Origin of the sequence: Glacieibacterium sp. (genome assembly GCF_965200405.1) — a bacterium.
GTDB lineage: Bacteria > Pseudomonadota > Alphaproteobacteria > Sphingomonadales > Sphingomonadaceae > Glacieibacterium.
The window spans coordinates 182,085-204,708 of sequence record NZ_OZ241356.1; the positions used below are offsets into that span (position 1 = coordinate 182,085).

22 protein-coding genes are annotated in these 22,624 nt (G+C 68.5%); 6 read left to right on the forward strand and 16 right to left on the reverse strand.

Features of this window, described 5'->3' with window-relative positions:
- Positions 1-51: 51 nt before the first annotated feature.
- From mraY to ACOFKW_RS00795, 9 genes are all read right to left on the reverse strand, one after another.
- Positions 52-1,128, reverse strand: coding sequence for a phospho-N-acetylmuramoyl-pentapeptide-transferase (gene mraY, locus ACOFKW_RS00755; protein WP_419815445.1), 1,077 nt, complete (start codon positions 1,126-1,128; stop codon positions 52-54).
- Positions 1,125-2,492 (reverse strand): UDP-N-acetylmuramoyl-tripeptide--D-alanyl-D-alanine ligase, encoded by a 1,368-nt coding sequence (locus tag ACOFKW_RS00760; RefSeq protein WP_419815446.1) that lies wholly within the window; start codon positions 2,490-2,492, stop codon positions 1,125-1,127. Before ACOFKW_RS00760 ends, mraY begins: the two co-directional genes overlap by 4 nt.
- Positions 2,489-3,907, reverse strand: coding sequence for a UDP-N-acetylmuramoyl-L-alanyl-D-glutamate--2,6-diaminopimelate ligase (locus tag ACOFKW_RS00765; RefSeq protein ID WP_419815447.1), 1,419 nt, complete (start codon positions 3,905-3,907; stop codon positions 2,489-2,491). Before ACOFKW_RS00765 ends, ACOFKW_RS00760 begins: the two co-directional genes overlap by 4 nt.
- Positions 3,908-3,950: 43 nt before the next feature.
- On the reverse strand, positions 3,951-5,735 hold the full coding sequence (locus ACOFKW_RS00770; RefSeq protein WP_419815448.1) for a peptidoglycan D,D-transpeptidase FtsI family protein: 1,785 nt from the start codon (positions 5,733-5,735) through the stop codon (positions 3,951-3,953).
- Positions 5,732-6,412 (reverse strand): hypothetical protein, encoded by a 681-nt coding sequence (locus ACOFKW_RS00775; protein ID WP_419815449.1) that lies wholly within the window; start codon positions 6,410-6,412, stop codon positions 5,732-5,734. Before ACOFKW_RS00775 ends, ACOFKW_RS00770 begins: the two co-directional genes overlap by 4 nt.
- Complete coding sequence (rsmH, locus tag ACOFKW_RS00780) at positions 6,409-7,365, reverse strand: 16S rRNA (cytosine(1402)-N(4))-methyltransferase RsmH (RefSeq protein ID WP_419815450.1); 957 nt, start codon at positions 7,363-7,365, stop codon at positions 6,409-6,411. The genes ACOFKW_RS00775 and rsmH overlap by 4 nt, the downstream gene beginning before the upstream one ends.
- The gene (locus ACOFKW_RS00785; RefSeq protein WP_419815451.1) at positions 7,362-7,835 is read right to left on the reverse strand and encodes a division/cell wall cluster transcriptional repressor MraZ; all 474 of its coding nucleotides are present in this window, start codon (positions 7,833-7,835) and stop codon (positions 7,362-7,364) included. Before ACOFKW_RS00785 ends, rsmH begins: the two co-directional genes overlap by 4 nt.
- 455 nt (positions 7,836-8,290) lie before the next feature.
- A complete protein-coding gene (locus tag ACOFKW_RS00790; protein ID WP_419815452.1) occupies positions 8,291-8,491 on the reverse strand; it encodes a hypothetical protein in 201 nt (66 codons plus the stop codon).
- A 117-nt stretch (positions 8,492-8,608) separates the two neighbouring features.
- A complete protein-coding gene (locus tag ACOFKW_RS00795) occupies positions 8,609-9,634 on the reverse strand; it encodes a cysteine synthase A (protein ID WP_419815453.1) in 1,026 nt (341 codons plus the stop codon).
- 112 nt (positions 9,635-9,746) lie between these two features.
- Between ACOFKW_RS00795 and ACOFKW_RS00800 the strand changes: the two genes are divergently transcribed.
- The 3 genes from ACOFKW_RS00800 (at position 9,747) to ACOFKW_RS00810 (ending at position 12,995) form a co-directional block, all read left to right on the forward strand.
- Positions 9,747-11,291: an ABC transporter substrate-binding protein gene (locus ACOFKW_RS00800; protein ID WP_419815454.1), complete on the forward strand. Its 1,545-nt coding sequence runs from the start codon at positions 9,747-9,749 to the stop codon at positions 11,289-11,291.
- On the forward strand, positions 11,288-12,463 hold the full coding sequence (locus tag ACOFKW_RS00805) for an acetyl-CoA C-acyltransferase (protein WP_419815455.1): 1,176 nt from the start codon (positions 11,288-11,290) through the stop codon (positions 12,461-12,463). Before ACOFKW_RS00800 ends, ACOFKW_RS00805 begins: the two co-directional genes overlap by 4 nt.
- A gap of 121 nt (positions 12,464-12,584) precedes the next feature.
- Positions 12,585-12,995, forward strand: a complete 411-nt coding sequence (locus ACOFKW_RS00810; RefSeq protein ID WP_419815456.1) for a response regulator — start codon at positions 12,585-12,587, stop codon at positions 12,993-12,995.
- Here ACOFKW_RS00810 and ACOFKW_RS00815 read toward each other — a convergent pair.
- The 5 genes from ACOFKW_RS00815 to ACOFKW_RS00835 all read right to left on the reverse strand — a co-directional run bounded on the left by ACOFKW_RS00815 (position 12,992) and on the right by ACOFKW_RS00835 (position 17,241).
- A complete protein-coding gene (locus tag ACOFKW_RS00815; RefSeq protein ID WP_419816990.1) occupies positions 12,992-13,213 on the reverse strand; it encodes a sulfurtransferase TusA family protein in 222 nt (73 codons plus the stop codon). The genes ACOFKW_RS00810 and ACOFKW_RS00815 overlap by 4 nt on opposite strands.
- On the reverse strand, positions 13,210-14,205 hold the full coding sequence (gene nadA / locus ACOFKW_RS00820) for a quinolinate synthase NadA (protein ID WP_419815457.1): 996 nt from the start codon (positions 14,203-14,205) through the stop codon (positions 13,210-13,212). The genes ACOFKW_RS00815 and nadA overlap by 4 nt, the downstream gene beginning before the upstream one ends.
- A gap of 13 nt (positions 14,206-14,218) precedes the next feature.
- Positions 14,219-14,836 carry a DUF4230 domain-containing protein gene (locus tag ACOFKW_RS00825; RefSeq protein ID WP_419815458.1) on the reverse strand — a complete coding sequence of 206 codons (618 nt, stop codon included), beginning with the start codon at positions 14,834-14,836 and terminating at the stop codon, positions 14,219-14,221.
- Entirely contained in the window at positions 14,833-15,714 is an 882-nt protein-coding gene (locus tag ACOFKW_RS00830) for an MBL fold metallo-hydrolase (RefSeq protein ID WP_419815459.1), read from the reverse strand. The genes ACOFKW_RS00825 and ACOFKW_RS00830 overlap by 4 nt, the downstream gene beginning before the upstream one ends.
- Positions 15,715-15,924: 210 nt before the next feature.
- A complete protein-coding gene (locus ACOFKW_RS00835; protein ID WP_419815460.1) occupies positions 15,925-17,241 on the reverse strand; it encodes a cystathionine gamma-synthase family protein in 1,317 nt (438 codons plus the stop codon).
- 131 nt (positions 17,242-17,372) lie between these two features.
- Here ACOFKW_RS00835 and ACOFKW_RS00840 point away from each other — a divergent pair, with 131 nt between their 5' ends.
- From ACOFKW_RS00840 to ACOFKW_RS00850, 3 genes are all read left to right on the forward strand, one after another.
- On the forward strand, positions 17,373-18,128 hold the full coding sequence (locus tag ACOFKW_RS00840) for a histidine phosphatase family protein (protein WP_419815461.1): 756 nt from the start codon (positions 17,373-17,375) through the stop codon (positions 18,126-18,128).
- A complete protein-coding gene (locus ACOFKW_RS00845; protein ID WP_419815462.1) occupies positions 18,125-19,003 on the forward strand; it encodes an NAD(P)H-hydrate dehydratase in 879 nt (292 codons plus the stop codon). The genes ACOFKW_RS00840 and ACOFKW_RS00845 overlap by 4 nt, the downstream gene beginning before the upstream one ends.
- A 116-nt stretch (positions 19,004-19,119) precedes the next feature.
- Positions 19,120-19,650, forward strand: coding sequence for a hypothetical protein (locus ACOFKW_RS00850; RefSeq protein WP_419815463.1), 531 nt, complete (start codon positions 19,120-19,122; stop codon positions 19,648-19,650).
- 27 nt (positions 19,651-19,677) lie between these two features.
- Here ACOFKW_RS00850 and ACOFKW_RS00855 read toward each other — a convergent pair whose 3' ends face one another.
- Positions 19,678-20,709 carry a 2-oxoacid:ferredoxin oxidoreductase subunit beta gene (locus ACOFKW_RS00855; protein WP_419815464.1) on the reverse strand — a complete coding sequence of 344 codons (1,032 nt, stop codon included), beginning with the start codon at positions 20,707-20,709 and terminating at the stop codon, positions 19,678-19,680.
- Positions 20,706-22,586, reverse strand: coding sequence for a 2-oxoacid:acceptor oxidoreductase subunit alpha (locus ACOFKW_RS00860; RefSeq protein WP_419815465.1), 1,881 nt, complete (start codon positions 22,584-22,586; stop codon positions 20,706-20,708). The genes ACOFKW_RS00855 and ACOFKW_RS00860 overlap by 4 nt, the downstream gene beginning before the upstream one ends.
- Between the last annotated feature and the right edge of the window lie 38 nt (positions 22,587-22,624).

A 22,624-nucleotide genomic window follows, 5' to 3' on the forward strand; every position in this document is an offset into this window, starting at 1 on the left:
CCAGCCCTTCCCGTTCCGGGAAGGGAGCAGACCGGAAGGCGAGCAGGAAACTCACCGCAGCTTCAACGTCGCCAGCCCCGCCAGCGCCAGCACGATCGAGACGATCCAGAACCGGATCACCACGGTCGACTCGCTCCAGCCGAGATGCTCGAAATGATGGTGCAGCGGCGCCATGCGGAACACCCGCTTGCCCGTCGTCTTGAAGCTGACGACCTGGACGATGACGCTGACCGTCTCCAGCACGAACAGCCCGCCGATCAGCAGCAGCACGATCTCGTGGTTGGTCACCACCGCGATCGAACCCAGCGCGCCGCCCAGCGCCAGGCTGCCGGTGTCGCCCATGAACACCGCCGCGGGAGGCGCATTGTACCACAGGAAACCCAGGCAGGCGCCGATCATGGCGGCCGCGAAAACCGCCAGTTCGCCCGAACCGGGGACGTGATGAACCCCCAGATAGTCGCTGAAACGGATATTCCCGGTCAGATATGCGATGACTCCGAAGGTTAGCGCGGCGATGATCACCGGCATCGTCGCCAGCCCGTCGAGGCCGTCGGTCAGGTTCACCGCATTACCGAAACCGGCGATGATGAACGCCGCGAACAGGATGTAGCCGACCCCGAGCGCGAGCCCTGCGTCCTTCAGGAATGGCAGGTACAGCGTCGTCCCGGTCTTGCTGGCGATGAACGTCACGGCCAGGCCGGCGATGAAAAACTCCATCAACAACCGTACCTTGCCCGACACGCCCTTGGCGCTGCGCTTGGTCACCTTGTCGTAATCGTCCATGAAACCGATCGCGCCGAAGCCCAGCGTCACACCCAGGCAGGCCCAGGTGAAGCCGTTGGTCAGGTCGCTCCACAACAGCGTCGAGATGGTCATGGCGATCAGGATCATCAGCCCGCCCATCGTCGGCGTGCCGCGCTTGGTCAGCAGGTGCGACGCCGGGCCATCCTCGCGGATCGGCTGCCCCTCCTTGCCCTGGCGGACCCGCAGCAGCGCGATGAAGCGCGGCCCGATCAGCAGCGCGATCATCAGCGCGGTGATGATCGCCGCTCCGCTGCGGAATGTGATGTACCTGAAAAGGTTGAGCAAACCCTCGAAGCCGACGGCCTGTGCAGCGAGAAAGATCATGCCGATTGCTCCCGGAGCGCCGTTACCACCGCGCCGAGACCGACACCGTTCGAACCCTTGACCAGCAGCACGTCGTCGGCCGCCAGCTCCAGCGCCGCCTCCGCCTGCGCCGCACTGTCGACCAGCCGGACGCTGATCTGGCGCTTGAGCACGTCCGCCAACGGGCTCATCGCCTTGCCGACCAGCACCGCCCGCGTCACGCCCGCCGCGACGATCATCGGGGCAAGGCTCGCGTGGAATTCATTCGACAGTTCGCCCAGCTCGCGCATCTCGCCGAGCAGCGCCAGCCGCCGCCCGGCACGCTCCGGCTTGACCTCGCCGAGCACGCTCAGCGCTGCCGCCATCGACGCCGGGTTGGCGTTGTAGCTCTCGTCGATGACGACGCTCCGCCCGGCCGTGCGGAACCGCTGCCCACGCCCCGGCAACCCCGTCATCTCAGCCAGCGCCAGCCCCGCCAACGCCAGGTCACCGCCCACCGCCCTGACCGCCGCCAGCACCCCTAACGCATTGTTAAGCCAATGTTTTCCCGGCTGCCCAATTTTGAAAAGCAGCCTTTCCCCCATCACATCCGCCGTCACCGTCGTACAATCCGGCAACGCCGCAAAATCCACCGCCCGAACATCCGCCCCCGGCTCCGCCCCAAAGGTCACCATATTCGTCGCGTACTTTCCGGCATGCCCCATCAGCCGATCCCGATGCGGACTATCGTACGGAATGATCGCAGTCCCCCCTGCCTCCAGCCCTTCGAACACCTCCCCCTTGGCATCCGCAATCGCTTCCTCGGTCGCGAAAAATTCCCGATGCGCACTCGCGATCCAAGTCACCATCGCAACATGCGGCCTGACCAACTGAGTCAGCTTCGCCAACTCCCCGCTATGGTTCATCCCCATCTCAAACACCCCGAACCGGCTGTCAGCAGGCATCCGCGCCAGGCTCAGCGGCACCCCGGTGTGATTATTGTACGACTTCACAGAGGCATGGACCTTGCCCGGCGCAAAGCGCTCGAGACACAGTCGCAGTGCCTCCTTGACCCCGGTCTTGCCAACGCTGCCGGTCACCCCGACAATCCGCGCCCCGCTCCGCGCCCGGGCTGCCACCCCCAGCGCCTCAAGCGCCGCCATCGTGTCCGGCACCAGGACATGCGGTGCCTCGACCGGCGTGCTCACCAGGAACCCGGCCGCGCTGCGCTTGGCCGCTTGCTCGACGAAACGATGGCCGTCGGTCGCCTCGCCTATCAGCGCGATGAACAGTTCGCCGCCCATGACCTCGCGGCTGTCGAAGGTGACGTTGTCGACATCGAACCCGGTCGAGGCCGTGCCGCCGGTTGCGGCGGCGATCTCGTCGGCGGTCCACATTGGGGTCATGCCGCGCACTCCCGGGCAACTTGGACATCGTCGAAGGGTAGTACCCGGTCGCCGATGATCTGGCCTTGTTCGTGGCCCTTGCCGGCGATCAGAACGACGTCGCCGGGGCCGCTGAGGGAGATGGCGGTGGCAATGGCGGTGCGGCGGTCGCCGAGGTCGGTTGCGCGGGGGGCGGCGGCGAGGATTGCCGAGCGAATTTCGGCGGGATCTTCGGAGCGGGGGTTGTCGTCCGTGACGAATATGGTGTCTGCCCGAGCGTGGGCGACGGCGCCCATGAGGGGGCGCTTGCCGGTGTCGCGGTCGCCGCCAGCGCCGAAGACCAGTATCAGTTTGCCGTCGACATGGGGGCGCAGGGCGGCGATTGCGGCGTCGAGAGCGTCCGGAGTATGCGCATAGTCGACGTATACAGGGGCACCGCTGCGGGCGATCACGGCGCGTTCGAGGCGGCCACGGACGGGTAACAGGCGGGAGAGGTGGGATATTGTGGTGGCGACGTCGCCGCCGGTGGCGATGACCAGTCCCGCAGCGATCAGGGCGTTGGCGGCCTGGTAGGCGCCGATCAGGGGGAGCACGACCTTGTAGGTCTTGCCGCCCGCGAGCAGTTCCAGCGACTGGCCCAATTGCGTCGGTGTCCGCGAGACCAGCTTGATCGCGTGCCCCCCCTCGCCGACGGTCAGGATCCTGAGGCCGCGGAGGGTCGCGGCGGCGATGACGCGGGCGCTCCAGTCGCCATCGTCGGCCCAGATCACGGCAGCGCCGTCGGCGTCGACGACCTCGGTGAACAGGCGCAGCTTGGCGGCGAAATAGGCCTCCATCGTCTCGTGGTAATCGAGGTGGTCGCGGCTGAGATTGGTGAAGGCGGCGGCGCGAACCGGCAGCCCCTCGGTGCGGAACTGGGCGAGGCCGTGGCTGGAGGCTTCGAAGCTGGCGTGGGTGATGCCCTCGCGCTGCAGGCCGGCCATGTTGGCGAGGAAGGTAACGACGTCGGGCGTGGTCAGCCCGGTCGAGACCTGGTCGGTCGCGGTGGTGACGCCCAGCGTGCCGATGCTGGCGGCAGGATGGCCGGCGAGCCGCCACAGCTGTCGCGTCAGCTCGGCGGTCGAGGTCTTGCCGTTGGTGCCGGTGACGGCGACGACGGTTTCAGGGAACGGCGCGAAAAAGCGGGCGGCGGCCTGGGCGAACGGGCGGCGCGGCTCGGCATCGGCGATGTGGTAGGCGCCGTCGACCACGGCCTCGGGACGCGCCGCGACGGCGACCGCGCCGTTGGCGATGGCCTGGGGGATGAAGTCCTCGCCGTTGAAGCGCGCGCCCTCGAAGGCGCCGAACACGGTGCCGGGGGCGACCTTGCGGTGGTCGAGGGCGAAGCCGGTGACAGTGACGTCGGGTGCGCCCGTGATGAGCAGGGACAGTTTCACCGGGTCGGGCAAGAGGAGGAGGCAACCGCGGCGGCGCGGCCCATCACTCCTCGACTTTCTTGTTGTCGATCAGGCCCAGGAGTCCTGTGATATCAATGTCCCGGCTCATGTCGGGGCGAACGCCGAGGATCGGCCCGATGCGCGCGACGATCTTTTCCACGATCGGGGCGGAGACCATGCCGGCAGTCGCGAAGCCGCCGGTCTTGGCGTTGCCGTGCGGCTCGTCGAGCATGGCGATGACGACGTAGCGCGGCGCATCCATCGGGAAGGCCGAGGCGAAGGTCGAGACCAGCGCGTGCTTGGCATAGCGGCCGCCCTGCGCCTTTTCGGCGGTGCCGGTCTTGCCGCCGACACGGTAGCCCGGCGTGTTCGCCTTGCGCCCGGTGCCTGAGGTGACGACCAGCCGGAGCAGCGCGCGCATCTTGTCGGAGGTCGCCTCGGTGAAGACGCGCTTGCCCGGGACCGGGGCGCCCGGCTGGATCTTGAGCATCGTCGCCGGATGCAGGATGCCGCCATTGACCAGGGCGGTATAGGCAGTCGCGAGATGCAGCGGCGACACCGCGACGCCGTGGCCGAAGCCGACGGTCATGGTGGCGATCTCGCCCCAATTGTTCGACGCCGGGTACAGGGTGCGCCCGCGCTCCGGCAGCTCGACCTGGACGGGGTTGAGGAAGCCGAGCTGGTCGAGATAGGCGCGCTGCTTCACGGCGCCCAGTTCGGCGGCCATGTGCGCGGTGCCGATGTTCGACGAGTGGATGAAGATCTCCGGGATCGTCGCCCATTTGCGCAGTTCGTGGCCGCGATCGTCATGGATGGTGAAGCGCCCGATGTGGATCGGCGCAGTGGCGTCGTACTTCTGCCCCATCGAGTGGATGAAGCCGGAGTCCAGCGACATCGCGATGGTCAGCGCCTTGAAGGTCGATCCAAGCTCGTAGACGCCCATCGTCGTGCGGTTGAAGCGCGAGTTATCGTCGCTGTGGCCCGCCGCGTTGGGATTGAAATTGGGCAACGAGGCCAGGGCGACGACCTCGCCGGTGTGGACGTCCATGACGATGCCCGCTGCACCGATCGCCCTGAATTCGGTCATCGCGGCGCCGAGTTCGGATTCGACCGCCTGCTGGACGCGCATGTCCATCGCCAGCTGGACCGGGGTGCCGCGCGTCGCGACATCGGCCAGGCGCCGGTCGAGCGCCTTCTCCATGCCGTACATGCCGCCGTCGTCGATGTCGGTATAGCCGAGCGCGTGCGCGCCGAGGCTGAGATTGGGGTAGAGCCGCTCCGGCTCGCGCTCCAGCGTGATCGCCGGCTCGCCGAGGTCGTTGATCGCCTTGGCCTGGCTCGGCAGGACGCGGCGCGAGATGTAGCGGAAGACGCCGGGATGGACGAGCTCGGCGTAGATCTGCGCCTCGCTCTTCTCAGGGATGATCGCGGCGAGGCGCCGGGCCAGCAATTTCGGATCGCCGACCAGCTTGCGCGGTGCGACGGAGATCGCGAACGCCTCGAAGCTGCGTGCCAGCTCGTTGCCGTTGCGATCGAGGATATCGCCGCGCTTGGGCGCCAGCATGGCCAGCGTCGATGCCGTCGTGGTGGGCCGGTCGTGGAGAAGCGCCAGGTCGCCGAGGCGGAGCGCCAGCCCGGCGATACCGGCGGCGAAAACCATGCCGCCGATGACCAGCCGGTGACGGGCACGCGCGAACGCGGTCTGCCGGCGACCGGCCAGCGTGACCGGGGCGGCGGACGTACGCGGCTTGCGCGGCGCGCCGCCCAGCGTTGCCGGACCCGCACCGCGCAGGACTGTCGTATCGGCTGGCAGCGCGGCGGAGTTCACCGCAGCGAGACGCGTTTCAGGCTGGCGCGCTCGCTGGCAGCGGCGGCGGCGATCGCACCGGTCACGGCATCGTCGAGGCCCAGGCCCATCTCTGCGGTCCGGTTGTTGATATTGGTCTTGGGCACGGCAACACTTTGGCTAGCGGAGGCGACCGGTCGGGCGGCAGCGGCCGTCTGGACCGGCATCGAGCTGCGGGCAATCGGCGCTGCCCGGACCGGTGCCAAATCCGCGACGGACGGTGACGGGACCACGTAGGAAGCGCGCTGCAGCGGCGAACGCGGCGCAGCCGGAGCCTCGGCAATGGTGAAGCGCATGGCCGGAGCGGCCGGCGCCTGCACCGGCGCCGCCTGCGCGGAGGCGACCGTCACGATCGGCGCCTGCGGGCCGCGGGTGGCGACGAAGCTGGCGAGCTGGACCGGATCGCGGACGAACTGCGCCGCGGCGGGGGCGTTCATCGCCAGCACCTCGTCGTTCCAGCGCTGCAACTCGGGCATCCGCGAGCGCGTCTTGAGCTCGGCCTGCAGGGTGCGGATGCCACGCATGTCGCTGGCGATCTTGACGCGCAGGTCCTCGACGGCCTTGCGTTCGCCGGAGACCTTGAGCGACACCGTATAACAGCCCAGCACCATGGCGAGGGCGGCGCCGCCCGACAGCAGTGATCCAAAACGCGCGATCATGCGATACTCCCAGAGACAACGCCCCAGGCGGGGGCGGCAGTGCGAACGGCGGACCGCAACGTCGCCGATCGGGCGCGTGGGTTGCGGCGGGTTTCAGCGTCGGAGGCGCGAACGGCCTTGGCCGGACGCGCGAAGCTGGGGGCGCGATCGGCGTGAGCCGGCGGCAGGTGCCGCGATCCGCCGGGATTGCCGCCCGAACGCTCGCGCAGGAAGGTCTTCACGGCCCGGTCCTCGAGGCTGTGGAAGCTGACGACGGCAAGGCGGCCACCGGGACGCAGCAGGCGCTCGGCGGCATCCAGCCCGGCATCGAGTTCGCCGAGTTCGTCGTTGATGTGGATGCGCAGCGCCTGGAAGGTGCGCGTCGACGGGTCCTTGCCGCCCGGCTGCGGGCCGCAGACGCTGCGGACCAGCCGTGCCAGTTCCGAGGTGCGGGTCAGCGGCCGGTCGTTGACGATGGCGCGCGCGATCCGGCGCGCCTTGGGCTCGTCACCCAGGCGGAACAGCACGTCGGCGATCTCGGCCTCGTCGGCGGCGTTGATGAAGTCGGCGGCGGTCGGGCCGTCACCGCTCATCCGCATGTCGAGCGGACCGTCGGACTGGAAGGAGAAGCCACGCTCGGCCTGGTCGATCTGCATCGACGAGACACCGATATCGAGCGCGATAGCGTCGACCGCGGTGACGCCGCGCTCGGCCAGCGCCCGGTCCATCAGTGCGAAGCGCTCGCCGACCAGCGACAGGCGGCCGTCGAACTCGGCCGTCATCGCGGCACCGGCGGCGATCGCCGACGGGTCGCGGTCGAAGGCCCAGGCATGGCCGATGCCATGGCCCAGCGCGGCGCGGGTATAGCCACCCGCACCGAACGTGCCGTCGACATAGATATCGCCGTCGGTCAGCGCGAGCGCCGTCATGACCTCGTCGAGCAGCACGGCGATGTGGGCAGGGGCGGCGGTCATGCGACCTCCCCTTTCAGCGACATCTCGTAACGGCAGATCCGCGCCGAAGGCTCGTCGAGGCCTTCCTGCGCAAGGAACTTGGCCGGGTTCCAGATCTCGAAATACTCGCCGCTGCCGACGAAATAGACATGCTTCTCGACGCCGGCGAGTTCGCGCAGCAGCGGCGTCAGGGTGATGCGATAGCCGTCGTCGACATTGAGGGAGACGGTACGGCCGAAGGCGCGGCGCAGCGCGGCGGCACGCTCCCGCGAGTAATCGCCGGCAAAGCGCAGCTCGATCTCGGCGCGCAGGCGAGCCTCATGATCCTTGTCGTAGCCGATCAGGCAGTCGTCATATTCGGATGGCGCGATGGTCAGCGCGCGGGGCGAAGTGCGGGTGTCGAGAACGGCGCGCAACCAGGCTGGGACGGAGACGCGCGCCTTGGCGTCGACCGCATTGAGCGTAAAGCCCGAATATTGCTCCCCAGCCACTCAACCCCTCGCCGGGCAGTCCGACCTGTGTGAAGCGCGGCCAAAGCCGGGTCGTCACACTTGGAAAGGCCGATACCGCCACTGTGGACAAGCGATATCATGGGCAGGGTTGGGCCTCAATGGGAATTCTAGGGATTTCGCCCCAAATGGACTGTCTTTCTGTGGACGAATCATAGCAGCGAGCCAGTAGAACATGCATGTTCTTCTTTCATTCCGGCCGAATTAATCTGTGGATAACTCTGTGGGATAGAGCGGTTACAAATACGTAACAAGCTTGGGACGGCGTGGGGGTTTGTGGGTGATCCCAAACGGGTAGCGAGCATTGCTGGCCGATGTGGCAGCGTCCGGAATGTCGCGAGATCGGCGACCTGGTGGCCTTCCAATGCGAGGCGCGCTTGCAGATCGAGACTGGAAGAACGGAGGGGCCGCGTAACGTGCCGTTGCGGCCGGCAGGGTCAGGTGGTGGGAACCTGGCGCTCGGTGGCTTGCGTGCCGGTGGCTGTGCTCGGCGGCGGGACCTGACGATTGACGTCGTGGCGTTCGGCTTCAGGGGCCGCCCCCGGCGCAACGCCGAGCACGGCAAGCGTCTCGCCCTGCCCGCCGGCAGGAACGACGGGGCGATGCGGCTTGATGCCGACGGCGGCAACCAGCACCATCAGGAAGATAGCGGCGAGTCCTGTCAGACCGGCGCGGACGCGTTGCATAGACCCTCGCAAATCCTCGTGTCCGTGCGCCACCCCCAAGCTGCACGTCCGAAGTTCCAACGTTGCAAGTTAGACACACCCGGCCCGGATGTCGAGTCTGCGCCCCGGATCGAGCCAGGGGGGCGACGCAAGGCCGCGCGCTGCGCACCATGCCGGATCGAACAGCGTCGACAGATAGCGCATGCCGCTGTCGCACAGGATGGTCACCACCGTGCTGCCCGGCCCGAGATGCCGACCGAGGCGGACGGCGCCGGCGACGTTGATGCCGGAGGACAGGCCGAGGCACAGGCCCTCCTCCTCGAGCAGGCGGTGGACCCACGGCAGCCCCTCCTCGTCGGGGACCTGGAACTGGGTGTCGGGCACGAAGCCGTCGAGGTTGCCGGTGATGCGGCTCTGGCCGATGCCTTCCGACACCGACGAGCCATCGGCGCGCAGTTCGCCGTGCGCGTACCAGTCGTAGAGCGAGGCACCCATCGGGTCGGTCAGGGCGACGCAAAGCCCGGGCTTCTCGGACTTCAGGCCCATGCCGACGCCGGCCAGCGTACCGCCGGTGCCGACCGCGCAGGTGAAGCCGTCGACGTCGCCGCCGGTCTGCGCCCAGATCTCCGGCGCCGTGGTCTTGATGTGCGCCAGCCGATTGGCGGTGTTGTCGAACTGGTTGGCCCAGACTGCGCCGGGCGTCTCCTCGGCGATGCGCCGCGAGGTGTGGACGTAATGGCAGGGCGACGAGTATTTCGCCGCCGGGACCAGCACGAGCTGCGCGCCGAGCGCCCGCAGCGTGTCCTGCTTCTCCTTCGACTGGGTGTCGGGCATGACGATGACGGTGCGGTAGCCCTTGGCATTGGCGACCACCGCCAGGCCGATGCCGGTATTGCCCGCGGTGCCCTCGACGATGGTGCCGCCGGGCTGGATCAGGCCACGCGCCTCGGCGTCCTCCAGGATGAACAGCGCGGCGCGGTCCTTGACGGAGCCGCCGGGGTTCATGAACTCGCACTTGCCCAGGATCGTCGCGCCGGACGCCTCGCTGGGGCCGCGCAGCTTGATCAACGGGGTGTTGCCGATCAGGTCGATGACGTTGCGGGCGATGCTGCTCATGGTGGTGACTTAGGGACGCGCGTCGCGGGTCACAAGCAAGCGAAGTTTGGGCGCGGCCAAGCACGGACAGATAGCGGGTGCCAAAAGCGCCGGGCGGGGCTAGGAAGAAGCGATGCGGCGGATGCCCCTACCCCTTGCCGCCCTGGTGCTGCTGGCCGCCTGCACCAAGGGCGAGGACGACAAGGCGGCGCTGCTGCGCGCCGATATCGTCGGCGACATGGCGGAGCCCGCCTCGCCGGTGCGGGCCGCGCTGACCCAGATGACGCAGCTCGGGCTGGTGCAGTTCGATGGCGCGGGGCAGCTCGTGCCGGGATTGGCCGCGAGCTGGCGGACGGTCGACGATGGGCGCAGCATCATCTTTCGCCTGCGCCCCGCGGTATGGTCCGACGGCCGCGCGCTGACCGCGGGCGATGTCGTGGCGGTGTTCCGCCGGATCATGGCGCCGGGCAGCACCAACACGCTGAAGCCGCTGCTGGCGGGCATCGACAACGCGCCCTCGGTGATGGACGGGCGGGCGCCGGTGACCCTGCTGGGGGTCAACGCGCCGCTGCCCGATGTCGTCGAGATCCGCCTGTCGTCGCCGGATGCGGGGCTGCTGCAGCTGCTGGCGCTGCCCGAGGCGGTGATCATGCGGAGCGGCGCCCGGCCGCCCTCGACCGGGGCGTTCGTGCTGAAGGATGCCGGCGCCCGACCGATCATGCTGACCGCCAACCCGCGCTATTTCCTGGCGGCGGACAACCGGCTGGGCAGCGTCGCGGTGACGCCCTCGACCGATCCGCGGCTGTCGGTGCAGCGCTTCGTGCGTGGGCAGGCCGACCTGGTGATGGGCGACGGCATCGCCGGACTGGGCGAGGCGCGCACGCTGGGGCCGCGCGACACGCTGCGGCTGGAGCCGAGCTGGGGGGTCTACGGCTACCGCTTCAACACCGACCGCGAGCCGCTGAGCGATCCGCGGGTGCGGCGCGCGCTGGCCATGTCGATCGACCGCGCCGACATCGTGCAGCGGCTGTTCGCGACGCCGCTGATGGTGCCGCTGGTGTCGCTGGTGCCGCCCGATGCCGGCAGCGGTGCGAACGCGCCGGCGGTGCCCGACTGGTCCGCGATGGACACCCCAGCGCGCAACGCACTGGCGACGCAGCTGCTGCACGAGGCCGGCTATGGCCCTGAGCGACCGCTGCGGCTGACGGTCGCGCTGCCGCCGGGGCGCGAGCATGCGCAGGTCTTCGACGCGGTGGCGCGCGGCTGGGCGCTGCTCGGGGTGCAGGCCGCCGCCCTGGAACGCGCCCCGGCGGCGCAGCGCGATGCAGAGGCGCGGGGCGACTATGACCTGGCGCTGGTCGAGCGACGCGCCCCGACCGCGACGCCGCTGTTCTTCCTGCGCCCGTTCACCTGCGCGGCGCGACGCGGCAAGCAGGGCTACTGCAACCCCGACGCCGACGCGCTGATCGAGGGCGCGCGCGCCATGGCCAACGAGGATGCGCGGGCCGAGGCGCTGGGCCATGCCGAGGCGGCGATGCTGGCCGACACGCCGATGATCCCGTTGTTCGTCCCGGTGCGCTGGGCGCTGGTCGGCCGCAGCGTCACCGGCTGGACTCCAAACCAGGGCGGGCAGCACCCATTTGCGACGCTCGACCTGCCTGCAAGGAAGACTCCGTGACCCAAGACCCGATCGTCGTCGTCGCCGCCCGCCGGACCGCCATGGGAGCGTTCCAGGGCGACCTCGGCTCGCTCACTGCCGCGCAACTGGGCGCCGCCGCGATCCGCGCGGCGCTGGCGCAATCGGGCATTCCCGGTGACCGGATCGACCGCGCCGTGATGGGCTGCGTACTCGGCGCCGGACAAGGCCAGGCCCCGGCCCGCCAGGCCGCGCTCGGTGCCGGCCTGCCGCAGTCGACGTCGGCGGTCACCGTCAACAAGATGTGCGGCAGCGGCATGCAGGCCGCCATCGACGCCCACGACGCCCTGGTCGCCGGTTCCGCCGACTTCATCGTCGCGGGCGGCATGGAGAGCATGACCAACGCGCCTTACCTGCTCGCCAAGGCGCGCGGCGGCTTCCGCATGGGCCACGGCGAGATCAAGGATTCGATGTTCCTCGACGGGCTGGAGGATGCCTATGAGCCCGGCCGCCTGATGGGCAGCTTCGCCGAGGACACCGCCCGCGATTACCAGTTCACCCGCGCCGCCCAGGACGAATGGGCGATCCGCTCGACCACCCGCGCCCAGGCCGCGATCGCCGCCGGAGCCTTTGCCAATGAGATCGCGCCGGTCGCAACCAAAGCCGGCGAGATCGGCACCGACGAACAGCCCGGCAAGGCGCGCCTCGACAAGATTCCGACCTTGAAGCCCGCTTTCGCCAAGGACGGCACCGTCACCGCCGCCAACGCCTCCTCGATCAGCGACGGAGCGGCGGCGCTGATCCTGACCCGCGCCAGCGTCGCGGCGGCGCATGGCCTGACGCCGTTGGCGCGCATCCTGGGACACAGCGTCCATGCCCAGGCGCCGTCGCAGTTCGCCACCGCGCCTGCCCCCGCCATCGGCAAGCTGTTCGACAAGCTCGGGCTGACCGTTGCCGATGTCGACCTGTTCGAACTGAACGAGGCTTTTGCCGTCGTCGCCATGGCGGCGGTCCGCGACCTCGGGCTCGACCCCGCCAAGGTCAACATCCACGGCGGCGCCTGCGCGCTCGGCCATCCTATCGGCGCCAGCGGAGCGCGCATTCTCGTCACCCTGCTCCATGCGCTGCGCCGCACCGGCGGCACGGTCGGCGTTGCGTCCTTGTGCATCGGCGGCGGCGAAGCCACCGCAATGGCGATCGAGGTTCTGAACTAAGCTGCGTCAACGGGTACGTAATAGTACGCTTGTTACACCCTCGACGCGGAACCGCTCCGCCCTACGGCGGTTCTCATGCCTTCGGGGCGGCGTGGGGGCTTAGCTTATGAAGGACGACGGCGTGGCACTTGGGACGAACGACGTATGGACGGCAGGACAGGGCATTTGCCTTGCCGGCCGTCGCATCCTCGTCGTCGAGGACGAGATTCTCGTTGCCACCACCATCGAGTGCGAGATGCAGTTCGCCGGTGCCGAAGTCGTCGGCCCAGCCTACACGCTCGACGAGGCGCTCGAACTCGTCGTCGAGTCGATCGACGTCGCTGTCCTCGATATCAACCTCAACGGTGCCAAGGTCTGGCCGGTGGCGCACAAGCTGCGCGAGCGCGGCGTGCCCTATGTCTTCGCCAGCGCCAACGCGCTGGGCCCGGACGCGATACCGTCAGATTTCGCCGCTGCCCCGCGCTTCGACAAGCCGGTGCGGATGAGCGCGATGCTGCGGACCCTTGCCGAACTGACTCAGCACGCCGCTTAGCCGCGGCTCACGACGAAGCGGCCGGGCTGTGCCACCATGCCGTGGCCAGCTTGCGCACACCATGCCGCCAGCTCGGTCGCTGTTCCCGGATCGTCGCTGATCAGCGCGAATGTCCCAGTCTCCGGTGCCAGCCGCATGGCCCGCGCCAGCTTGAGCACCGGCAGCGGACACCGAAGCCCCTGCGCGTCGACAACGGGAATGTCCTGCGTCGTCGTCAGTCGCCCTTGACCGGGGCCGAGCTTACGGCGCCGGCCATCATCAGCATGCGGTCGAGCGGCAGCTTGGCGCGCTCGCGGATTTCCTCGGGCACGGTGATCTCGGGCGCCAGGTCGCGCAGGCAGACGTACAGCTTTTCCAGCGTGTTGAGTGCCATGTAAGGGCACATGTTGCAGTTGCAGTTGCCGTCGGCACCGGGCGCCCCGATGAACAGCTTGTGCGGCGCGCGGGCCTGCATCTGGTGGATGATGTTGGGCTCGGTGGCGACGATGATCGTCTGCGACGGGCTGGAGATCGAGAATTCGAGGATCGCCGTGGTCGAGCCGACGAAATCGGCGTGATCGAGGATATAGCCCGGGCATTCCGGATGCGCGGCGACCGGCGCCGACGGATTGAGCGCCATCAGCTTGAGCAGTTCGGTCTCCGAAAACGCCTCATGGACGATGCAGCTGCCGTCCCACAACAGCATGTCGCGCCCGGTCTTGCGGTTGAGATAGGCGCCGAGGTGCTTGTCGGGAGCGAAGATGATCTTCTGATCCATCGGCAGCTGGGCGATAATCTTCTCAGCCGACGACGACGTCACGATGATGTCGCTATGCGCCTTCACCGCCGCCGAGCAGTTGATGTAGGTCAGGCTGATATGGTCGGGATGGGCGTTGCGGAACGCGCCGAACTCCTCCGGCGGGCAACTATCCTCCAGGCTGCAACCTGCGGCCATGTCGGGCAGCACGACGGTCTTCTGCGGGCTCATGATCTTGGCGACCTCGGCCATGAAGCGGACGCCGCAAAAGGCGATGACATCGGCCTCGGTGGCGGCGGCCTTGCGGCTCAGGTCGAGGCTGTCGCCGACGAAGTCGGCAAGGTCCTGAAGTACCGGGTCCTGGTAGTAATGCGCCAGGATGACGGCGTTCTTCTCGATCCGCAGCCGGTCGATCTCGGCGCGCAGGTCGAGACCGGTAGGATTGCCGCCGAGCAGGGCGATACGTGCGTCCATAGTCGTTGTCCTTCTAGCCGGCGACGCGGACGACGACCTTGGCGTCGACCCCGGCGGCGGCAAACGGTAGCGAGAAAGTACGCTGGACGGCGTTGATCGTCGCCGTCGAAGCCATGTGCATGAGGATCGGCGCCTTGGCCTCGTCGAGCAATTCCTGCTTGGCGCGGGCGCTGTTGGCGGTGTCGAACGCCGCCTCGGCATCGGTCAGGGCGAACAGCAGGGCACCGTCCTTGAACTCGCGGATGCGGGTCAGGTCGATCTCCGGCCCGGCGATGACCGGCTGCGGGATGGTCACGGTCAGCGTCCGGCTCGCCTTGTCCCAGACCAGGTCGCGCGCCGTCAGCTTGTTCCAGTCGAGCTCGTAGCGGATCGTGCCCGGGACGATCAGCGTCTTCTTCGCCTTGAAGATACCCAGCCGGGTCTGCTCCGAGGTCACCGCCACCGTGAAGCGCGCGACGAAGGCGGTCAGGCGGTTCTGCGCCTGGACGCTGCGCAGCGAAGCATCGGCGATCGTCACCGGGTCGGGACCGCGACCGAGCAGCCCGGCGACCTGGGTCGCGAACAATGCGACGATCAACCCGCCGACGACGAGCCCGGCCAGCAGCCCGAGCAGGATTGCGCGCCATCTCATGCCGCCAGACTCCATGTGTCGCCGCTGTCGCCGACCATGCCGCGCGCGCGCAGGTCGATGAGATGGGCAAGGACCGAGCGGCCCGCCGCCGGATGAAGGCGGGTATCGACGCCGGCGTACATCGTCGCGACCATCGCCGGGATACTGCGCTCGCCCTCCCCCAGCAGTCGCAGGATCTGGCCCTCGCGCTGCTTGCGGTGGGTGATCAGGCCACGGACGAAACGCTGCGGGTCGGTGACGGCGCCGCCATGGGTCGGGTAGTAGATCGCCTCGTCGCGGTCGACCAGCAGGCGCAGGCTGGCCATGTACGCCGCCATGTCACCGTCGGGCGGCGAAACGACGGTGGTCGACCAGCCCATGACATGATCGCCGCTGAACAACGCGCGCTCCTCCGGGAAGGCGAAGCACAAATGGTTGGAGGTGTGGCCGGGCGTCGCCAGCGCGGTCAGGGTCCAGCCGGGGCCGGAGACGCTGTCGCCGTCGTGCATGACGCTGTCGGGCGCGTAGGTCCGGTCGAAGCCCGCATCGGCACGCGGGCCGTCGTCGCTCAGCACCAGCGGCGCGCAGCCGGTGATGGTCGCGCCGGTGGCCACCTGCAGCGCCGGGGCGGCGGGCGAATGGTCCATGTGGGTGTGGGTGATGACGATGTGGCTGACGGTCTCGCCATCGAGCGCGGCCTTGAGCGCGGCCAGATGCTCGGCGTCGTCCGGGCCGGGATCGATCACCGCGACCGTACCGCGCCCGACGATATAAGTGCCGGTGCCGGTGAAGGTGAACGGCGACGGGTTACGCGCCAGCACGCGGCGCACCAGCGGCGAGCACTGCTCCACCCGCCCATAAGGCGCTGCGGCGACGAGATCGGCGGGGCTGCTGCTCACAGGGGAGCATGTGGCAGCGGCAGCCCCGAAAGTGAAGGGGCGAGGTGGTGGTCGAAGCTCACTTGCCCACTCCCCCTCGTCATCCCGGCGCAGGCCGGGACCCATCAAGCGATGCCCTCTGGGTGGGGAATGCCTGGGCGACAAGCGAGACGAATGTCGGAACGTCCGCCTGATGGGTCCCGGCCTGCGCCGGGATGACGGCAAGGAAAATCAGACCGCATCCAGTGCCTGTTCGAAGTCCGCGATCAGGTCGTCGGGATGCTCGACACCGATCGAGACGCGAACCAGCGTGTCGGTGATCCCCAATTCCGCCTTGCGTGCCGCCGGCACCGACAAATGCGTCATGGCGGCGGGATGCGACGCCAGGCTCTCGGTGCCGCCCAGCGACACCGCCAGCTTGACCAGCTTGAGGTTGTCGAGCAGCCGGAACGCCTCGGCCTCGCCGCCCTTGACGATGACCGAGAAGGTCGAGCCGGCGCCGACGCAGTGGCGAGTGTAGATGTCGTGCTGGCGCGTACCCGGCTCGAGGAACCCGAGATAGCCGACGCGCTCGACCTTGGGATGGTTGCGCAGCATGGCGCAGACCTTGGCGGCGTTCTCGCCGGCGCGGGACATGCGCAGCTCCAGCGTCTCCAAGGACCTGAGCAGCATCCAGGCGGTGTGCGGGTCGGTGATCGTGCCGATCGTGTTGCGCATCATCCGCACCGGCAGCATCGCCTTGGCCGAGCCGACGCAGCCGCCCGCGACCAGGTCGCTGTGCCCGCCGACGTACTTGGTCAGCGAGTAGATCACCAGGTCGGCGCCCTGCTTCGCCGGCTGCGCCCCCAGCGGCCCCAGGAACGTGTTGTCGATGATGATCGGCGGCAGCTCGTCCTCGCCCCCCAGCACCTTGGCGCGCGCCGCGTACACCGCCTCGACGTCGACCAGCGCGTTGGTCGGGTTGGCCGGGCTCTCCAGGTAGATCGCGGCGATCCGACCCTTGGTCTTGGCGGCGGTGATCACCGCCTCGATCTCCTCCCCCGTCGCGCCGGCCGGAAAGTCGAGCCAGGTGACGCCGAGCTTGCCGAGGATGCGGCCGATCAACGTCTCGGTGGCGGCGTACAGCGGCGCGGAGTGGACGATGACGTCGCCCGGCTTGACCAGCGCCAGGAACACCGTGGCGATTGCCGACATGCCGCTGGAGAAGGTCAGCGCCTCCTCGGCATCCTCCCACAGTGCCAGCCGGTCCTCGAGGATCTCCTGCCCCGGACCGTTGAAGCGGCCATAGACCAGCCCCTCGGAGCCGCCCGGACGAACCCCGGTGACGCCCTCGAAGAAGCGCTTGCCCTCCGCGGCGCTCTCGAACACGAAGGTCGAGGTCAGGAAGATCGGTGGCTTGAGCGCGCCCTCGCTCAGCGTCGGGTCATAGCCGTGGCCCATCATCAGCGTCGACGGATGCAGCCGCCGGTTGCCGATGCTGGTGGTCTGGTTCGCCATCTTGCGCCCACGCCCGGGCACGCCGGTCATCGTCGCTTCGTCTTCGTTCATGGTCATGGGGTCGAGCTTTCACAGGTTCGATCGATGAACGAACGTAGGGCATGCGTGGCGCCGCCGCACCCCCGGGCAGGGCTGAACTTTCCCGCCGTTCGCGACTTGTCCCCTGCGTAAAGGGAGCAAAGATGCAGCCGAACTGGCCGGAAAGACTATGGATCGTGCGGCACGGGCAGAGCGCCGGCAACGTCGCCGCCGACGAGGCCAAGGCGGCGGGAAAGTCGCGGATCATCCTCGACATGCGCGACGTCGACGTGACGCTGAGCGACCTCGGCGAGCAGCAGGCGGCGGCGCTGGGGCGCTGGTTCGCTGCGCAGCCTGAGGCCGAGCAGCCCGACGTCATCCTCGCCTCGCCCTTCGTCCGGGCGCGCCAGACCGCGCACGCCATCGCCGACGGGATCGAGCATGACGGCCACCACGCCACCGACGAGCGGCTGCGCGAACGCGAGTTCGGCATCCTCGACCGGCTGACCAAGGCTGGGGTGATCGAGTTCCACCCCGACCAGGCGGCGGCGCTGACCATGTTGGGCAAATTCTATCACCGTCCGCCCGGTGGCGAGAGCTGGACCGACGTCATCCTGCGGCTGCGCGCGGTGATCGACACGGTCAGCCTGCATTATGCCGGGCGCCGCGTGCTGATCGTCGCGCACCAGGTCGTGGTGCTGTGCCTGCGCTACATCCTGGAGGAGCTCGACGAGGCCGAGATCCTGGAGATCGACCGGCAGGGCGACGTCGCCAATTGCAGCGTCACCGAATACGACTTCCCGCCCGACGCGCGAGGGCAGCACCGGCCGCGACTGTTGCGCTACAACTTCACCGCGCCGCTGGAGGCCGAGGCTGCGCCGGTCACGCATGCCCCCGACCAGGCGGTCGCGGCAGGATGATCGCCGTCGACAAGGCGTTGCTGCACCGGATGCCGCTGCCCGAGCACGCGGGCGATGCCGACAAGGACGCGCGCGGGCGCGTGCTGGCGATCGGCGGCAGCCTGGAGGTACCGGGCGGCATCCTGCTGGCCAGCGTCGCGGCGCTGCGGGCCGGCGCGGGCAAGCTGCAGATCGCGACCTGCGCCTCGCTGGCGCCGCTGCTCGGCCTGTCGGTGCCCGAAGCGCTGGTCGTGGCGCTGCCCGAGACGCCGGCCGGCGGCATCGACCCCGCGGCGTTCGACCTGCTGCGCGACAAGATCGGGCGCTGCGACGCGGTGCTGCTTGGCCCCGGCATGGCGGACGCGCCGGCGGCCGGGGCACTGGCCCGCGCGGTGATCGGACTGGAATGCCGGACCGGGCTGGTCCTCGACGCCGCGGCGCTCGCCGACCTGAACGGCGCGGCGGCGCTGCTCAACGCCCGGGGCTGCGACACGGTGCTGACGCCGCATGCCGGCGAGATGGCGGGAATGCTCGGCATCGACCGCGACCAGGTCATCGCCGAGCCGGAGCGGATCGCTGCTGAGACGGCCGCGCGCCTTGGCTGCATCGTCGCGCTGAAGGGTGGCGAGACGGTCATCGCGGCACCCGACGGGCGGACGTTCCACTATCGGGGCGGCGGCATCGGCCTCGCGACCTCGGGTTCGGGCGACACGCTGGCTGGCATCGTCACCGGCTTGATGGCGCGCGGCGCCGACGGGCTGACGGCGGCGGTGTGGGGCGTCTATCTGCACGGACAGGCCGGGCGACGACTGGCCAAGCGCGGCGGCCGCATCGGCTTCCTGGCGCGCGAGCTGCTGGCCGAGGTACCGCTGGTGATGGCGAAACACTGTCGCTGATCGTGTTGCTGATTTTAAAACAGACGCTGCAGTTGCACCATTTGAAGGGTAAAGATTTAACTGACTTAAGATAGATTGACGCAACGTAAGCCGTTCACAGGAATAGAGACATCGCCATGATTAAATTTATAGGCGTTGCGATATTATTAACCGCGCCGTTTGCGGCCTCGGCGATCGATGTTCTTCCGCACGACCGGCCCGATACTTACAGCGCGGCGAAATCGGCTGCCGCGGCCAGCAAGACACTCACCAGCGACGAGGGCTTTTCTCCGCAGGATGGTGTTGCACAGTGGCAGGATGGCACCCCCGCTGCCGAAGCGGTGACGATCCAGCGGCACCGCACCGACTGGACGTGGGCGATGTTCGGGGGCCTGGGCCTGGCCGTCGGGGCCGGCGGTTTCCTGCTCGGTCGTCGCAGGTCGGTCGCCGCACTCGCCGCTGCCGCACCCGAGAACGAGCGCCGGCGGGCCATGTCGACCGTCGAGTTCAGCGAGAGCGATCCCGGTTTCGCCGGAATGGCGCCGCGCCGCACCGGTAAGGTCGCCGACCTTGTCACCACCAGCGACGGCAAGACCTTCGGCGTCTTCCTGGAACGCGCCTCGCTGCTGACCGGCAAGGGCAGCGGCCCCGACATGGGCCGCTGCTGAACCTCGGATCGTGCCGCTACCGACCGATCAGATCGGGCGCAGTTCCTTGGCCTTGATCTCCCAGCTCTGACCCTTGCGGAGCAGCGCATTGAGGTCGGTCGACTTGCCGGCGACGACGCTTTCGCGCTGGGCCTCGACGGCCGCCTCGAAGCTCGGGGCCGGGTCGCAGTAGATGATCCCCAGCGCCATCGGAAAGTCGCCGAACTGCATACCGACGAGCAGCTGCGCCTGGACGCGGTTCTTCTCGTCATGGACCAGCACCTGCGACAGGTCGCCGTCGACGATGTCGATGACCTCCAGCTCGACGGTATCGCGGTTGAGGCCGATGCCCTTGGTGCCGCCGGCGAACAGCAGCGGCTCGCCGTGGGTGCACCATAGCTGGTTGAGCGGCGCGCTCTTCTTCTCGGTGAAGGCGGCGAAGACGTCGTCGTTATAGACGATGCAGTTCTGGAAGATCTCGACGAAGCTGGTGCCCTTGTGCGCATGGGCGCGCTTCAGCGTGTCGGGCATGGTCTTTTGGGCGGTGTCGATGGTGCGCGCCACGAACCGCCCACCGGCCCCGAGGGCGAAGGCGCAAGGCGAGATCGGCCGCTCGACCGAGCCGAACGGCGTCGTCGGCGAACGCGTGCCGGTGCGCGAGGTCGGCGAATATTGCCCCTTGGTCAGGCCGTAGATCTCGTTGTTGAACAGCAGCAGCTGGACGTCGAGGTTGCGGCGCAGCAGGTGGAGCAGGTGATTACCGCCGATGCTGAGGCCGTCGCCGTCGCCGGTGACGATCCACACGTCGAGCTCGGGGTTGGCCAGCTTGATCCCCGTCGCCACCGCCGGCGCGCGGCCGTGGATGGTGTGGAAACCATAGGTCTCCATGTAATAGGGGAAGCGCGACGAGCAGCCGATGCCGCTGACGAACACGGTATTCTCACGCGCCACGTCGAGGTCGGGCATGGTGCGCTGCACCGCCTTCAGGATCGCATAGTCGCCGCAACCCGGGCACCAGCGCACCTCCTGGTCGGTGGCCCAGTCGTTGGGCACGGTCGGGACGGGGGTCATGGCGTTCATGCGAGCATGCCTTCGATGGCGGCTTCGATTTCGGTGATCTTGAACGGGTGGCCGCTGACCTTGTTCAAGGGCTTGGCGTCGACCAGGAACTGGTCGCGCAGGACGGTCTTGAGCTGGCCCGTATTCATTTCCGGGACCAGGATCTTGTCATAGCCGCGCAGCAGCTCGCCGAGGTTCTGCGGCAGCGGCCAGATGTAGCGGATGTGGACGTGGCTGACGTCGAGACCGCGAGCCCGGCAGCGCTGCACCGCCTTGCGGATCGCACCATAGGTCGAGCCCCAGCCGACTACGACGAGCTTGCCCGTCTCGTTGCCGAGATCGACCTCCTGCGGCGGGATATAGCGCGCGACGCCGTCGATCTTGGCCTTGCGGATGTCGGTCATCGCCTGGTGGTTGGCGGGCTCGTAGTTGATGTGGCCGGTGTCGACCGCCTTCTCGATGCCGCCGATGCGGTGCATCATCGCCGGGGTGCCGGGCTTGATCCACTGGCGGCGCAGCGTCTCGGGGTCGCGCGTGAACGGCAGGACGCGGCCATCGGCCTCGGGGCCTTCGGCGAACACGGCCGGAAACGGCTCGAAATCGTCGGAGCTGGGGACGCGCCACGGCTCGGCGGCGTTGGCGATATAGCCGTCGGTCAGCAGCATCACCGGGGTCATGAACTGGGTCGCCAGCCGGCAGGCTTCGATCGCGACCTCGAAGCAGTCGCTTGGCGAGCGCGTCGACAGCACGATCAGCGGCGCGTCGCCGTTGCGGCCATAGACGGCCTGGTACAGGTCGGACTGCTCGGTCTTGGTCGGCAGGCCGGTGGAGGGACCGCCGCGCTGCGAGTTGACGATGACAAGCGGCAGCTCGGTGATGATCGCCAGCCCCATCGCCTCGCCTTTCAGCGCGATGCCCGGGCCGCTCGACGAGGTGACGCCCAGATGCCCGGCATAGCTCGCGCCGATGGCGGAGCAGATCGCGGCGATCTCGTCCTCGGCCTGGAAAGTAGTGACGCCGAACTCCTTCAACCGCGCGAGGTTGTGCAGCACCGGCGAGGCTGGCGTGATCGGATAGGAGCCGAAGAACATCGGCAGCCCGGCGAGCTTGGCGCCCGCGACGAGGCCCAGCGCCAGGCTCTCGCCGCCGGTGACGGTGCGGTAGAAGCCCGGCTCGGCGGCCGCGGCGTCGATGTGATACTGCTTGAGCGGTCCGCCGATCTCGGCGACCTCGCCATAGGTATGGCCGGCGTTGAGCGCTGCGGCATTGGCCTCGGCCAGCACCGGGTTCTTGGAAAACTTGGTCTTCAGCCAGTCGATCAGCGGGGCGCGATCGCGGTCGAACATCCACAGCGCCAGGCCCAGCGTCCACATGTTCTTGCAGCGCAGGGCTTCCTTGTTGCCCAGCCCGAACGGCTTCACCGCCAGCAGCGTCTGCGCGCTGATGTCGAAGGCCAGGATCTGCCACGGCGCCAGGCTGTCGTCGGTCAGCGGATTGACCTCGTACCCCGCCTTGGCGAGGTTGCGCGGACCGAACTCGCCGCTGTCGATGATCGCCAGCCCGCCGCGCTTCAACGCCTTGATGTTGGTCTTCAGCGCCGCCGGGTTCATCGCCACTAGCACGTCGGGCTCGTCGCCCGCGGTCTCGATGTCGATCGAACCGAAGTTGATCTGGAAAGCGGAGACGCCGAAGGTCGTACCCTGCGGCGCGCGGATTTCGGCGGGAAAGTCGGGGAAGGTGGCGAAGTCGTTGCCGCTCAGCGCCGACGAAAGCGTGAACTGTCCGCCGGTCAACTGCATCCCGTCGCCGCTGTCGCCGGCGAAGCGGACGACGACTGCCTCGGCTTCTGCAGGCTTGTTGTTCTGACTGTCGAAAACCTGCTCGAATGCCGTTGCCATTACGCTTCCCGGTGAAATGCTGCCGCTGCTTACGCCCC

What these genes read in the sequence shown, in the direction of transcription:
- mraY (WP_419815445.1), bottom strand. Translation starts at nt 1,128, where the DNA reads ATGATCTTTCTCGCTGCACAGGCCGTCGGCTTCGAGGGTTTGCTCAAC.
- ACOFKW_RS00760 (WP_419815446.1), bottom strand. Translation starts at nt 2,492, where the DNA reads ATGACCCCAATGTGGACCGCCGACGAGATCGCCGCCGCAACCGGCGGC.
- ACOFKW_RS00775 (WP_419815449.1), bottom strand. Translation starts at nt 6,412, where the DNA reads ATGATCGCGCGTTTTGGATCACTGCTGTCGGGCGGCGCCGCCCTCGCC.
- rsmH (WP_419815450.1), bottom strand. Translation starts at nt 7,365, where the DNA reads ATGACCGCCGCCCCTGCCCACATCGCCGTGCTGCTCGACGAGGTCATG.
- ACOFKW_RS00790 (WP_419815452.1), bottom strand. Translation starts at nt 8,491, where the DNA reads ATGGTGCTGGTTGCCGCCGTCGGCATCAAGCCGCATCGCCCCGTCGTT.
- ACOFKW_RS00795 (WP_419815453.1), bottom strand. Translation starts at nt 9,634, where the DNA reads ATGAGCAGCATCGCCCGCAACGTCATCGACCTGATCGGCAACACCCCG.
- ACOFKW_RS00800 (WP_419815454.1), top strand. Translation starts at nt 9,747, where the DNA reads ATGCGGCGGATGCCCCTACCCCTTGCCGCCCTGGTGCTGCTGGCCGCC.
- nadA (WP_419815457.1), bottom strand. Translation starts at nt 14,205, where the DNA reads ATGGACGCACGTATCGCCCTGCTCGGCGGCAATCCTACCGGTCTCGAC.
- ACOFKW_RS00825 (WP_419815458.1), bottom strand. Translation starts at nt 14,836, where the DNA reads ATGAGATGGCGCGCAATCCTGCTCGGGCTGCTGGCCGGGCTCGTCGTC.
- ACOFKW_RS00835 (WP_419815460.1), bottom strand. Translation starts at nt 17,241, where the DNA reads ATGAACGAAGACGAAGCGACGATGACCGGCGTGCCCGGGCGTGGGCGC.
- ACOFKW_RS00840 (WP_419815461.1), top strand. Translation starts at nt 17,373, where the DNA reads ATGCAGCCGAACTGGCCGGAAAGACTATGGATCGTGCGGCACGGGCAG.
- ACOFKW_RS00845 (WP_419815462.1), top strand. Translation starts at nt 18,125, where the DNA reads ATGATCGCCGTCGACAAGGCGTTGCTGCACCGGATGCCGCTGCCCGAG.
- ACOFKW_RS00850 (WP_419815463.1), top strand. Translation starts at nt 19,120, where the DNA reads ATGATTAAATTTATAGGCGTTGCGATATTATTAACCGCGCCGTTTGCG.
- ACOFKW_RS00855 (WP_419815464.1), bottom strand. Translation starts at nt 20,709, where the DNA reads ATGAACGCCATGACCCCCGTCCCGACCGTGCCCAACGACTGGGCCACC.
- ACOFKW_RS00860 (WP_419815465.1), bottom strand. Translation starts at nt 22,586, where the DNA reads ATGGCAACGGCATTCGAGCAGGTTTTCGACAGTCAGAACAACAAGCCT.